This window comes from Ruegeria sp. D3 (genome assembly GCF_056534465.1).
In genome coordinates, this window is record NZ_JBQFPK010000003.1 from 111,674 (window position 1) to 123,853 (window position 12,180).

Annotated in this window: 13 protein-coding genes; 5 read left to right on the forward strand and 8 right to left on the reverse strand. The window is 58.5% G+C overall.

All coding sequences use genetic code 11. The features are described from left to right. Positions 1-76: 76 nt before the first annotated feature. From phbB to ACR0DX_RS05385, 7 genes are all read right to left on the reverse strand, one after another. A complete protein-coding gene (phbB, locus tag ACR0DX_RS05355; protein WP_170353550.1) occupies positions 77-799 on the reverse strand; it encodes an acetoacetyl-CoA reductase in 723 nt (240 codons plus the stop codon). Positions 800-984: 185 nt separating this feature from the next. Beyond that, positions 985-2,160 (reverse strand): acetyl-CoA C-acetyltransferase, encoded by a 1,176-nt coding sequence (locus ACR0DX_RS05360; RefSeq protein ID WP_170353549.1) that lies wholly within the window; start codon positions 2,158-2,160, stop codon positions 985-987. 182 nt (positions 2,161-2,342) lie between these two features. Further along, positions 2,343-3,176, reverse strand: a complete 834-nt coding sequence (locus ACR0DX_RS05365; protein WP_170353548.1) for an EAL domain-containing protein — start codon at positions 3,174-3,176, stop codon at positions 2,343-2,345. Positions 3,177-3,260: 84 nt separating this feature from the next. Then, positions 3,261-3,449 (reverse strand): hypothetical protein, encoded by a 189-nt coding sequence (locus ACR0DX_RS05370; RefSeq protein ID WP_170353547.1) that lies wholly within the window; start codon positions 3,447-3,449, stop codon positions 3,261-3,263. 90 nt (positions 3,450-3,539) lie between these two features. After that, complete coding sequence (locus ACR0DX_RS05375) at positions 3,540-4,511, reverse strand: sterol desaturase family protein (RefSeq protein ID WP_170353546.1); 972 nt, start codon at positions 4,509-4,511, stop codon at positions 3,540-3,542. Then, positions 4,508-4,894, reverse strand: a complete 387-nt coding sequence (locus ACR0DX_RS05380; RefSeq protein WP_170353545.1) for a hypothetical protein — start codon at positions 4,892-4,894, stop codon at positions 4,508-4,510. The genes ACR0DX_RS05375 and ACR0DX_RS05380 overlap by 4 nt, the downstream gene beginning before the upstream one ends. 132 nt (positions 4,895-5,026) lie before the next feature. Next, entirely contained in the window at positions 5,027-5,593 is a 567-nt protein-coding gene (locus ACR0DX_RS05385) for a TlpA disulfide reductase family protein (RefSeq protein WP_170353544.1), read from the reverse strand. 21 nt (positions 5,594-5,614) lie between these two features. Between ACR0DX_RS05385 and argH the strand changes: the two genes are divergently transcribed. The 5 genes from argH to ACR0DX_RS05410 all read left to right on the forward strand — a co-directional run bounded on the left by argH (position 5,615) and on the right by ACR0DX_RS05410 (position 11,294). Further along, on the forward strand, positions 5,615-7,003 hold the full coding sequence (gene argH / locus ACR0DX_RS05390) for an argininosuccinate lyase (protein WP_480845420.1): 1,389 nt from the start codon (positions 5,615-5,617) through the stop codon (positions 7,001-7,003). Then, positions 7,003-7,185: an argininosuccinate lyase gene (locus ACR0DX_RS05395; RefSeq protein ID WP_170353542.1), complete on the forward strand. Its 183-nt coding sequence runs from the start codon at positions 7,003-7,005 to the stop codon at positions 7,183-7,185. Before argH ends, ACR0DX_RS05395 begins: the two co-directional genes overlap by 1 nt. Positions 7,186-7,232: 47 nt before the next feature. Continuing rightward, positions 7,233-7,382, forward strand: a complete 150-nt coding sequence (locus ACR0DX_RS05400; protein WP_170746516.1) for a hypothetical protein — start codon at positions 7,233-7,235, stop codon at positions 7,380-7,382. Between the two features lie 65 nt (positions 7,383-7,447). Next, the gene (gene lysA, locus ACR0DX_RS05405; protein ID WP_480483086.1) at positions 7,448-8,713 is read left to right on the forward strand and encodes a diaminopimelate decarboxylase; all 1,266 of its coding nucleotides are present in this window, start codon (positions 7,448-7,450) and stop codon (positions 8,711-8,713) included. A 40-nt stretch (positions 8,714-8,753) separates the two neighbouring features. Then, positions 8,754-11,294, forward strand: a complete 2,541-nt coding sequence (locus ACR0DX_RS05410) for a TIGR02302 family protein (protein WP_170353540.1) — start codon at positions 8,754-8,756, stop codon at positions 11,292-11,294. An 8-nt stretch (positions 11,295-11,302) separates the two neighbouring features. Here the strand turns inward: ACR0DX_RS05410 and ACR0DX_RS05415 are convergent, their stop codons facing one another. Next, positions 11,303-12,049, reverse strand: coding sequence for a zinc-ribbon domain-containing protein (locus tag ACR0DX_RS05415; RefSeq protein ID WP_170353539.1), 747 nt, complete (start codon positions 12,047-12,049; stop codon positions 11,303-11,305). Positions 12,050-12,180 lie beyond the last annotated feature (131 nt).

The following is a 12,180-nucleotide window of genomic DNA, read 5'->3' on the forward strand; positions in this document are numbered from 1 at the left end:
GCGCAGCGCGCGCGTTCTTACGGGATAAAAAAGGGCCGGTCTTAAAAGACCGGCCCGTTTTCGTTTTGCACAGGGATCAGACGAAGAACTGCGCACCGTTGGCCGAAATGGTCGAGCCATTGATGAATTGCGAGTCATCCGATGCCAGGAAAGCCACGCAGCGTGCGATTTCCTCGGGTTCACCCAAACGTCCTGCGGGGATTTGGCCGATGATCGACTCGCGTACCTTTTCAGGCACAGCCATGACCATCTCGGTTGCGATGTAGCCGGGGCAGATGGCGTTTGCGGTGATGCCGGCGCGTGCGCCTTCTTGGGCCAGCGATTTCACGATGCCCAGATCACCCGCCTTGGTCGCGGCATAATTCACCTGTGCGAACTGACCTTTCTGACCATTGATCGAGCTTATGACGATGATGCGGCCGAATTTGCGTTCGCGCATACCGGGCCAAACGGGGTGGACGGTGTTGAACACGCCGGTCAGGTTGGTGTCGATCACCTGATGCCACTGTTCCGGGGTCATCTTGTGGAACGGGGCGTCGCGGGTGATGCCCGCGTTGGCGACGACGATGTCGATGGGGCCAACCTCGGCCTCAACCTTTTCGATACCCGCTTTGGATTCGTCATAATCAGCCACGTTCCACTTGTATGTGGCGATGCCGGTTTCCTCGGTGAATTTTGCGGCCGCTTCGTCGTTTCCGGCATAGGTGGCTGCAACATTATACCCTTCGGCTTTCAGCGCCTTGGAAATTGCTGCGCCGATGCCGCGGGAACCGCCGGTGACGAGTGCTGTACGTGCCATTTAGGCTTCCTCCAATTTAAGTCGTCTTGGTAATGCTGTTACTTTGATAGGTAGTCTTGCGCAATATTATTTCGCCGAGAATCTTCGAAACCCATAGGGCAATATCGTCGCATCTTTGGGTCAGCCCCAATGTAACAAAAAAGGGCGCCTGCCGGGCGCCCTTTCTATGTTCAATGCTTAAAAGCTTAGTCGCGCTCCACGCACAGGGCGACGCCCATGCCGCCGCCGATGCAAAGGGTCGCCAGACCCTTTTTCGCATCACGGCGCTTCATTTCGAACAGCAGCGTGTTCAGAACCCGGCAACCCGAGGCACCGATTGGGTGGCCGATGGCGATGGCGCCTCCATTCACGTTCACGATCGACGGATCCCAACCCATGTCCTTGTTCACAGCACAAGCCTGTGCGGCGAAGGCTTCGTTGGCCTCGACCAGATCCAGATCGTCAACCGACCAACCCGCTTTCTCCAGCGCTTTGCGCGAGGCATAGATCGGGCCGACGCCCATGATCGACGGGTCCAGACCCACAGTGGCGAAGGAAGCGATGCGGGCCAGAGGCTCAATCCCGCGCTTTTCCGCATTCTCGGCCGACATCAGAAGTGTCGCCGCCGCACCGTCATTCAAACCGGATGCGTTCGCCGCCGTAACCGAACCCTCTTTGGTGAAGGCAGGGCGCAGTTTGCCCATGGCCTCCATGGTTGCGCCGTGGCGGATATATTCGTCGCTGTCCATCACGATGTCGCCCTTGCGGGTCTTGATGGTGAAGGGCGTGATCTCATCCGCGAACTTACCAGCCTTTTGCGCAGCTTCGGCCTTGTTCTGGCTGGCGACGGCAAATTCGTCCTGCATGTCGCGGCTGATTTGCCATTGCTCGGCTACGTTTTCAGCGGTCTGACCCATATGATAGCCGTTAAATGCGTCCCACAGACCGTCGCGGATCATGGTGTCGATGTATTTCATGTCGCCCATCTTGTGACCGGCACGCAGTGCTGCGGCGTGGGGCGACAGGGTCATGTTTTCCTGACCGCCGGCGGCGACAATATCGGCATCTCCCAGTTGGATGTGCTGTGCGCCCAGGGCAACCGCCCGCAGGCCCGAACCACAAACTTGGTTGATGACCCATGCGGCGCTTTCTTTGGGCAGACCCGCGTTGATGTGCGCCTGACGCGCAGGGTTCTGACCCTGTGCTGCTGTCAGAACCTGACCCATAATGGTCTCGCTGACCTCGCTCTTTTCGATGCCTGCACGTTCGACAACGGCTTCGAGAACGGCGGTACCCAAGTCATGCGCGGGTGTGTTTGCGAACGAGCCGCCAAAACTGCCGACACCAGTGCGTGCTGCGGATGCGATTACTACGTTGGTCATTAAGACAATCCTTTACCGTCAAGGTTCTGTGGGAAACGTGACGGCGCAGGCAACAGGGAAAGGTCCCTATCGGTTCAGAGCGCCTCATGATCCCCCGCTCCAACTGATATTGGAATAACGCAATGCTGCTGCTGCAGCAACGGTCAGCTTGTCTCAGGTAGGGTGCCGCTAGGTAATGGAGCTCACCCCGCTGTTTTTATTTCGTTTTTTGTCTTCCAAGGGGCGGACACCGTGGGGGCGCCGAACAAGAAACCTTGAAGGCAATCGACGCCGTTAGCGACCAGAAATTCTGCATCTTCTTTGGTTTCGACCGATTCGGCTGTAACCAGAATTTCGAACTCGCGCGCGACGGCAATAAGCGCGCGAACCAGGGCTTGATTGTCCGGATTCGCGCTGATCCCACGTATGAACTGGCCGTCAATCTTGGCTGCATCAAACAAAAATTCGCGGAAATGCCGAAAGCTGAAATTGCTGGCGCCAAAGTCGTCCAGTGCAAAGGCGACGCCGCGCGGCTGCATCCGGTCCATGAAGTCCATGACCAGTTCTGGAACTGTCATGGCAGAGTTTTCCGAGATTTCCAGGATCAGCCGCTCTCCGATACTGGTGTCTCTCTTCAGGAATCTTTCGAGGACGCGCGACCATCTGCTGTATCCAATTGATCGTGCCGACATGTTGACGGACATGCGTATCTCCGGATTCCGGGCCAATGCGCGCAGCCCCATTTCCAGCGCGATACAGTCCAACTCACGGCCAATTGGCGTGTTTTCCAGTTGAGGCATAAAGTCTCGCGCCGGTATCACCCGGCCGGTTTCATCCAGAACCCGAATGAACCCCTCGTAAAACGCGACACCATGCGGAGGGTTCGCCTGCATCACCGGTTGAAACGCCAGTTTACATTGTTTGTGCTTCACAGCGTCGGTTGCCATTTGAACCGTTGACGCATCTCGAGAGATCACGGCCGCATTTAAAGGGCTGTCGGACCCTTCTGGCAAATCCGCGAGTTTCTTGTCCGTCATGCGTGGTCCACCTTTTACCGTCATCGGTCATGGGTGGATTTCAGGACAAACTTGTGAATTTGCGGTTAATGCAGCTCGATTACGTTAGCGCGCGATCGGCGACATCCGTCCGACCGAAATGGCCGCCCCGATCACCGCTCCGGCAAAGCCGAGGGCCATCATGGCAAAACCGAGTGCCACGATCGGAGACGCTGCGCCGTTCAAAGCGGTCATCATGGCGATAACAAGACCCGTCAAACCCAACACTGTGGATATGGTCACTAAACGGGTCATTTCGGGTCTCCTGTCGGATGGCTACATATCAAAGTGATATGGGCGACGGTGACCGGTTTTCAAGGAACGACCCCAGGTCGGTCGGCGGGTTCAAGCCTGTTTTGCCTCAGAATTAGGCGCTTCGGGCTGGAAACGCTCGAATCCGGGCGTTCCGCGATCTTCGGGATGCATTGCGATGTGCTTGGCTTTGATCTGATCCGAGTTGTCACGGCTGCCGTCATGACTGTAGCCGGGCGGGGCAAAGCAATAGGCCATTCGCTGACGAAGGCTAAGGCCGGGTTGTGTTGCGTCGCGCCAGATCCCGACCCATTCATGGAAGGCCACGCGAAGCGGGTTAAAGGTTCCGATATTATGGACCAGCCCGAAATCGACGCGATCATCCTCTTGCTCGGGTACGAATGTACCAAACATCTTGTCCCAGATGATGAAGACACCAGCATAGTTGCAATCCAGATAGCGCGCATTTCGGCCATGATGGGCGCGGTGGTGGCTGGGTGTGTTCATCACAGCCTCGAACCAGCGCGGCATTTTGCCAATCGCTTCGGTGTGGATCCAGAACTGATAGATCAGGTTCAGTCCGCCCACGAACAGCACCATAGCCGGGTGGAACCCCAACAGGATCAGAGGCGCGCGCACCACCATCATGAAGGTGAAAGTATAAGTCCAAGTTTGCCGCAGCGCAGTCGTCAGGTTGTAGTGCTGTGAGCTGTGATGATTGACGTGGCTGGCCCAGACCCAGCGGATGCGGTGGCCGAACCGATGAACCCAATAGTACCTTAAATCGTCCAGTACAAAACACAGAATGATGACCGGGATCGAGGTGCCCAGGTTCAAGGGCGTGACCTGCCACAGCCACATGAAGAACGCATAGGCGATAAAGCCCAATAAGAGGCCCGAGGCGATATTCCCCGCACCCATGATCAACGAGGTCACCGCGTCACGCGTCTCGTACCGGCCACCTCTGCCTTTGACGGCGATCCAAAGGAACTCGGCCAGAATGGCGGCGATAAAGAAAGGAACGGCCCACTGAACGGCGTCGGGGAAGGTTACTTGGTCGGTCATACGGGCTCCATCAGGTTTTGCCAGTGCTGGCGCTCGAAATCGTCAAGACGGATAAGAACTTTGGGTGTGGCGAAATCGTGAAACCGGATTTCAAACCCTTCGGCGCGGTCAAGCCTGTCAAAATCCAGAAGGTGACGCGCCACGGTGTCGGCGCCGAACGACCAGACAAGGCCGTTGCCCACAGGTGTTCGGATCAAGGCCGTATGGCCGTCATTGGTGATTGTTACATCAACAACCTCGTCGCCGGGTACGTGTCGCAACCAAGCGGCTTTTGCGCTGTCCGGGGTTAGCTGCGTGATACGAGACTTGCCCGCAAGATGCATCATCAAGGTGATCCCCGCGATCCCCCCGATCACCAGAACCAGCAATATTCCAAGCGGCATGGCCATCCTCCCGCAGGGCAGAGTGCAAGTCGCTTGCGGCAGTGTCAAAGGTGGCGTTGCGTAAGCCTCTCGCAGAAAAAGACCAGCCCGCGAGGTACGGACCGGTTACCGCATTTTCAAAGTCGACTGCGATTAGCTTTCGCCGCCCACCAATGCGCCAACAATTGCTTTTGCACTGTCGGAGTTCCATTCGGCATCGCCGATCAGGCGGGCTATTTCATCCCCGTTGGGATCAAGGATCACAGTGATCGGCAAGGCAATCACGCCAAATTCTCGCGCCACAGCCGAGCCCGCGTCCTGATGGCGGGGCAGGTTGTCGATGCCGTTTTCCTCGAAGAACTTCTTGATCCCGGCAGGCGAATTGCGGCCGGTGGCCAGCGTCACGACCTCGAACTTGTCGCCGCCGAACTCTTCCTGTAGCTCAGCAATCTGTGGCATTTCCTTGCGGCAGGGTGCGCACCACGTGGCCCAGAAATTCACCAGAACGTATTTGCCCTTGTAATCAGCCAACGTTGCGGTGCCGCCGTCATCTTCCAACTGGAACTCAACGGGGGCCTTGGGCTTGGGTTCCTTGTGCAAGATCAGGCGTTTTAGAGTGCCGTCGCGCAGCGGCGCCAGAGTTTCGGCATCTGCGGCCAAAGCGGCATTTGCACCTAACGCAAGGGCCATATAAAGGGGGATCAGACGAAATAGGCGCATATCAACTCCGGGTTTTCTTACATGACCGATCAATCCTCGAACCAGATGTGGGGCGGCCGCTTTGCCGCCGGTCCAGACGCGATCATGGAGGCAATCAATGCCTCGATCGGGTTCGATCAGCGGATGGCAGCCCAGGACATCGCAGGCTCGCGCGCCCATGCCGCCATGTTAGCGGCCACAGGCGTCATAAGTGATAGTGATGCGCAGGCTATTCGGGAAGGGCTGCTCACAGTCTTGTCAGAAATCCAGTCCGGTTCGTTTCAGTTTTCGACCGCGCTGGAAGATATTCACATGAATGTCGAGGCGCGCCTGAAAGAAGTCATCGGAGAACCCGCGGGCCGTTTGCACACAGGCCGCAGCCGCAATGACCAAGTCGCGACCGATTTCAAACTTTGGGTGCGTGATCAGTTCGACGCTGCGGAAACCGGCCTTCTGGCCCTGATCCGGGCGCTGTTGATACAGGCCGAGGCTGGGGCCGATTGGGTCATGCCCGGATTCACCCACTTACAAACGGCGCAGCCCGTCACCTGGGGTCATCACATGATGGCCTATGTCGAAATGTTTGGCCGCGATCTGTCCCGCGTATGCGACGCGCGCGCCCGGATGAACGAATCCCCGCTGGGTGCGGCGGCGCTGGCAGGCACATCTTTCCCGATCGACCGCCAGATGACGGCTGAGGCATTGGGCTTTGACCGTCCCGCCGCAAACTCGTTGGATGCAGTCAGCGACCGGGATTTTGCGCTGGAATTCCTGTCGACGGCCTCGATCTGCGCGATCCACTTGTCGCGCTTCGCAGAAGAGCTGGTGATCTGGTCGTCGGCCCAGTTCCGGTTTGTGACGCTGTCGGATCGGTTCTCGACCGGCTCTTCAATTATGCCGCAGAAGAAAAACCCCGACGCGGCCGAACTGATCCGCGCCAAGGTCGGCCGGATCTACGGCGCGAACACCGCGCTGATGATGGTGATGAAGGGCCTACCGCTGGCCTATTCCAAGGACATGCAGGAAGACAAGGAGCAGGTCTTTGACGCCGCTGACAACTGGATGCTGGCACTGGCCGCGATGGAGGGGATGGTTAAGGACATGACCGCCAATCGCGACAGTCTGGCGGCTGCAGCAGGCTCGGGCTTCTCGACCGCAACAGATCTGGCCGACTGGCTGGTGCGCGTTCTGGGCCTGCCATTTCGCGACGCGCACCATGTCACCGGGTCGCTTGTGGCCATGGCCGAAACCAAGGGCTGCGATCTACCTGATCTGACGTTGGACGACATGCAATCGGTCCACGGCGATATTACCGATGATGTCTATTCTGTCCTTACGGTCGAAAATTCGGTAAACTCGCGACAATCCTACGGCGGTACGGCCCCCGATCAGGTTCGTACCCAGATCAAGCGATGGAAGGCTCGGCTGTAATGCGGATTGTGCAAGTTCTGGTTTTGATTGCTACCGGTTTCGGCCTTGCGGCCTGCGGAGCGGATGGCGAGCCAATCCAACCCACAATGAGCGCGAATATCGGTGTCGGAAGCAGCGGTACTTATGGTGGCGTAGGCGTTGGGCTGCGCAAAGGCGGCCTTGGTGTCTTTTTGGGGCTGTAACTGCGACGGCCTTGCTTGACGCACAACGTTTTTCACACGAGAGCAAAATGAAACTGACCGGCCTTATCCTGACCCTTGTCGTGCTTGCGGCATGTGACCCGAATTATGCACCACGCCCAGAACCAGAACCCGAAACCAGCGGTTCTGGCATTTCGATTTCCGGTTATGGTCGGGTGGGTGTGTCAACATCCAACTAAGGCAACGTTGCAAGTCGAACGGAATCCATTGATCCGCAGACCTCTTTTGGTCTAAGCGCGCAGGTATGGATCACTTTCTCTACCGCGACGGCGCGCTTTTCGCCGAGGATGTCCCGATTTCCGAGATCGCAGCCGCGGTCGGAACCCCCTTCTATGTCTATTCGACAGCAACTCTGCTGCGGCATTTCAAGCTGTTTGACGATGCGTTGGAGGGGATGGATCACCTTGTCTGCTATGCGATGAAGGCCGCCAGCAATCAGGCGATTCTGAAGACGCTGGCGCAGGCGGGCGCGGGGATGGATGTGGTCTCGGGCGGGGAATACCTGCGGGCCAAAGCCGCAGGCGTGCCCGGCGACAAGATCGTGTTCTCGGGTGTTGGTAAAACAGCGGATGAGATTCGCGCCGCGCTGACCGGCGGCATTCGCCAGTTCAACGTTGAATCCGAGCCTGAGATGGAAGTGATCAACGCCATCGCGCTGGAACTGGGCGTGGTCGCGCCGATCACCGTGCGGGTGAACCCGGATGTGGATGCCAAGACCCACGCCAAGATCGCCACCGGCAAGTCGGAAAACAAATTCGGCATCCCGATCGCCCGCGCCTCTGAGGTTTATGCTCATGCCGCCACCCTGCCGGGTCTGGATGTGATTGGTATCGATGTCCATATCGGCTCGCAACTGACCGAGCTGGCACCGTTCGAGCTGGCCTATACCAAAGTCGCCGAACTGACTGAACAGCTGCGCGCCGAAGGCCACAATATCCGCCGTCTCGATTTGGGCGGCGGGCTGGGCATCCCCTACACCCGCGCCAATGACGCGCCGCCGCTGCCGGTGGAGTACGGGGCGCTGATCCAGAAAACGCTGGGTCATCTGGGCTGCGAGATTGAGATCGAGCCCGGTCGGCTAATTGCTGGCAACGCGGGGCTAATGGTCAGCAAGGTGATCTATGTGAAATCTGGCGAGGGGCGCGATTTCCTGATCCTTGATGGTGCGATGAACGACCTGATCCGCCCCGCGATGTATGAGGCGCATCACGACATCGTCGCCGTGAACGAACCCGCGCCGGGTGTGGAACAACAGCCCTATGACATCGTGGGCCCCGTGTGTGAAACGGGCGATACATTCGCAAAACAGCGCAACATGCCGCCTCTGGCCGCTGGTGATCTGGTCGCTTTCCGCAGTGCCGGAGCTTACGGAGCGGTGATGTCCAGCGAATACAACACGCGCCCTCTGATCCCCGAGGTTCTGGTGCATGGGGATCAATTTGCAGTTATTCGTGAACGGCCAAGCTTTGACGAAATCATAAACCGCGATACCATACCCGAGTGGCTTTGACGCGATTGGCGCGTGGGCCTGCTGATGGAGGCTCGCCTTTATGGCCAAACAGACCTTGCCGATCCCAAGACTGTCCCTGTGGCTGACGCATGCGGGTATGCTGGCCGAACGGGTTTGGCGCGCATTTTGGCCTCTTTTCTCGGGTATTATGGCCGTTTTGGCCGCTTTGATGCTGGGCCTGCAAGATCTCGTATCGGTCGAGACCGTATGGATTATCGGTTCTCTGGCCGTGCTTGGCCTTATGGCGGCCTTGGCGTTTGGGGTGCAGCGATTCCACCTACCGACTCGGACCGAGGCGCTTGCGCGTTTGGACGAGACTCTGCCCGGTCGCCCCATTCAGGCGCTGATGGACGATCAGGCCATTGGGGCAATGGATGCGGATTCTGTGGCGTTGTGGCATGCGCATCAGCAGCGAATGGCGCAACGGGCGGCGCAGGCTGATCCGGTCAAACCCAACCTGCGTCTGGCAGATCGCGACCCCTATGCTTTACGCTATTCTGCTTTGCTGGCTTTGGTTGTCGCTGCCTTGTTCGGGTCGTTCTGGCGAATTGGGTCGGTGGCCGAGATGGCGCCCGGTGCAGCCGTCGCTGGGCAGGGTCCGACGTGGGAAGGCTGGGTGGAACCTCCGCGCTATACCGGATTGCCGACGCTTTATTTGGCGGACCAATCCGATCCGACACTGTCTGTTCCACAAGGCAGCCGCGTCACCCTGCGGTTTTATGGCGAAGTCGGCGCACACAGCCTGACCGAGACGACCACTCCGCTTGGCACCGAGGCTGCAACTGAACCCGAACAGGAATTTGTTGTGGACCGGCCGGGCGAGCTGAAGATCGAAGGCCCTGCGGGTAAGGACTGGGCGTTGAAGGTCATAGCCGATGCCCCGCCGATGATCAGCGTGGCCGACGTTGCCGAGGCCGAGGCCGGGGGGCAGATGAAGCTGCCATTCGCAGCCAGCGATGATTATGGCGTCGTGTCCGGTGCGGCCGTGATCGAGTTGGATCTGGCTTCGGTTGATCGTCGTTACGGCCTGACAACAGATCCCGAGCCGCGCGAGTTCATTCAGGTCGAGCTGCCCATGCCAATCACCGGTGATCGTGCGGATTTTGTCGAAGACCTGATTGAGGATTTTTCACAGCATCCATGGGCACATCTGCCTGTCAAAATCTCTCTGACAGCGCGTGACGCTGCGGATCAAGAGGGGCAGTCTGAGCCCTACATGACCGCTCTGCCAGCTCGTCGGTTCTTTGATCCGTTAGCCGCGGCGATCATAGAGCAGCGGCGCGATCTGCTGTGGTCGCGTGAGAACGCGCCCAGAGTGGCCCAGATGTTGCGGGCCGTTTCGCATCTGCCCGAGGGGTTCTTTCGCTCGGATACCGCATATCTGCGCCTGCGGGTGACCTTGCGCAGGCTCGAAACATTTACCGAATATGATCTGAAGCCGAAACAGCAGGAAGAGATCGCGCAATCGCTGTGGGAATTGGCGGTTCTGATCGAAGATGGGACGCTGGCTGATGCGCTGGAGCGTATGCGTCGCGCGCAGGAACGTCTGACCGAAGCGATGCAGAACGGCGCGTCGGACGAAGAAATTGCCGAGCTGATGCAAGAACTGCGCGAGGCGACGCAGGACTATATGCGCCAGCTGCAGCGCCTGGCGCAGGAAAATGGCGAAGGTGGTGAAAACCAGCAAGGTCAGAACGGCGAGACCATGCAAATGACGCAGGACGATCTGCAACGGATGATGGATCGCATTCAGGAGCTGATGGAACAGGGCCGCATGGCCGAGGCGCAGCAAGCTCTGGAAGAGTTCCAACAGATGATGGAAAATATGCGAGTCACCCAAGGCCAGGGTCAGGGGCAGCAGTCCGAAGGCCAACAGGCCATGGAAGGTTTGGCCGAGACTCTGCGCGAGCAGCAGGGCCTCAGCGACCAGGCATTCCGGGATTTGCAGGAGCAGTTCAACCCCGGCGCGCAGGCCGGTGAAAACCAGGGCAACGAGGGCCGCAATGGTGGTCAGGGCCGCGGTGAAAGCCACGAAGGCCAAGGGGGTCAGGGTCAAGGTTCGGATCAGGCTGGTGAGGGCCAACAGGGCCAAGGGTCACTGGCCGATCGCCAGCAGGCCCTGAGAGACGAGCTGGGACGACAACAGCAAAACCTGCCCGGTGCAGGAACGCCCGAGGGTGACGCCGCGCGGGATGCGTTGGGACGCGCTGGACGCGCCATGGATGAGGCCGAGCAAGCGTTGCGCAATGATGAATTGGCCGACGCAATCGACAACCAGTCCGAAGCTATGGAAGCTCTTCGCGAGGGAATGCGTTCGCTTGGTGAAGCGCTGGCTCAGAACCAACAGAACCAACCGGGTCAGGGCGCGCAGGAAGGCGACATGCAAGCCAACAATCGTGACCCGCTTGGTCGCAGCCCCGGTTCTTCAGGCACGATTTCGACTGATGACAGCCTGTTGCAGGGCGAAGATGTCTATCGCCGCGCGCGCGAGTTGCTGGACGAAATCCGCCGCCGCACGGGTGAGTCGGATCGCCCCGATATCGAATTGGAATACCTCAAGCGGCTTCTCGAACGGTTCTGATTACAGGATTAGCTTCCTGATCCCGTCTGTGCCTCAAGCCACAAACGGGCTTGGTCGACCAGTGAAACATAGCTGCCCAGAACCGGATCGGCTTGCGGTACGGCTTCGGAAATCTGCTGCGCGTTGGCATAGAGCAACAGCAAAACAACACCGATGACGATGGCGATCACAAAGCCGCGCTTGAAGCCGCTGCCCGAGCTGCGTGGCAGGGGCTGAACCTCATTTTTCTTCGCTACAGGTTCATCGCTGCGCAGGCTCGAGTTTATAGCCTCAACATCCGGTAGCGGTTCGACTTCGGCCGCATCCTTTGCTGCCTCGGCGCGGGTCAGTTCCTTGATACGTTCCTCGGGATCAGGCGCTTGCGGAGGATCCAGGCCCAGATCGGGCTGGGTCTCAAGGTTTTCGGCTTCTTTTGCGCGTAGATCAGCCTCGCGTGCGGCCTCTTCCTTAAGAATACTGGCAACGTCAGGATCGACATGGACAGATTTCTGCGTGTCTTCCGATTTGGCCGGTTGTTCAGCCGCAACGTCGGGTTTTTGTGGCGCAGGGGCCAGAGCCGGTTCGTCGACCGGCGGAGCAACCGGAACGGTCTCGGGCTCAACCTTTGACTCAACCTCTGCCGTATCGGCTACGGGGTGTTTGCTTTGAAACCAGGTCTTTTCACAGTTCGAACACTGCACATCCCGCCCCTCGGCGGGAATGACCTCATCTGGAACCTCGTACTGGGCACTGCAATTCGGACATGTAAGACGCATGCTGCCTCCGGGCCGGGGAACTGGCCTGATAATAGTTTTTTCAGGGATGATATTCCGTTAAGACCTGACAGCAAAGGGTGTTTTCGGTTTCGCCAACTAAGTGTCACCAATTCGACCCGGTGCAGGCATTG

Coding starts and splice junctions, on each gene's coding strand:
- ACR0DX_RS05360 (WP_170353549.1), bottom strand. CDS start 2,160: ATGACCAACGTAGTAATCGCATCCGCAGCACGCACTGGTGTCGGCAGT.
- ACR0DX_RS05410 (WP_170353540.1), top strand. CDS start 8,754: ATGGCCAAACAGACCTTGCCGATCCCAAGACTGTCCCTGTGGCTGACG.
- ACR0DX_RS05385 (WP_170353544.1), bottom strand. CDS start 5,593: ATGCGCCTATTTCGTCTGATCCCCCTTTATATGGCCCTTGCGTTAGGT.
- argH (WP_480845420.1), top strand. CDS start 5,615: ATGACCGATCAATCCTCGAACCAGATGTGGGGCGGCCGCTTTGCCGCC.
- ACR0DX_RS05380 (WP_170353545.1), bottom strand. CDS start 4,894: ATGCCGCTTGGAATATTGCTGGTTCTGGTGATCGGGGGGATCGCGGGG.
- phbB (WP_170353550.1), bottom strand. CDS start 799: ATGGCACGTACAGCACTCGTCACCGGCGGTTCCCGCGGCATCGGCGCA.
- lysA (WP_480483086.1), top strand. CDS start 7,448: ATGGATCACTTTCTCTACCGCGACGGCGCGCTTTTCGCCGAGGATGTC.
- ACR0DX_RS05370 (WP_170353547.1), bottom strand. CDS start 3,449: ATGACCCGTTTAGTGACCATATCCACAGTGTTGGGTTTGACGGGTCTT.
- ACR0DX_RS05415 (WP_170353539.1), bottom strand. CDS start 12,049: ATGCGTCTTACATGTCCGAATTGCAGTGCCCAGTACGAGGTTCCAGAT.
- ACR0DX_RS05395 (WP_170353542.1), top strand. CDS start 7,003: ATGCGGATTGTGCAAGTTCTGGTTTTGATTGCTACCGGTTTCGGCCTT.
- ACR0DX_RS05400 (WP_170746516.1), top strand. CDS start 7,233: ATGAAACTGACCGGCCTTATCCTGACCCTTGTCGTGCTTGCGGCATGT.
- ACR0DX_RS05375 (WP_170353546.1), bottom strand. CDS start 4,511: ATGACCGACCAAGTAACCTTCCCCGACGCCGTTCAGTGGGCCGTTCCT.
- ACR0DX_RS05365 (WP_170353548.1), bottom strand. CDS start 3,176: ATGACGGACAAGAAACTCGCGGATTTGCCAGAAGGGTCCGACAGCCCT.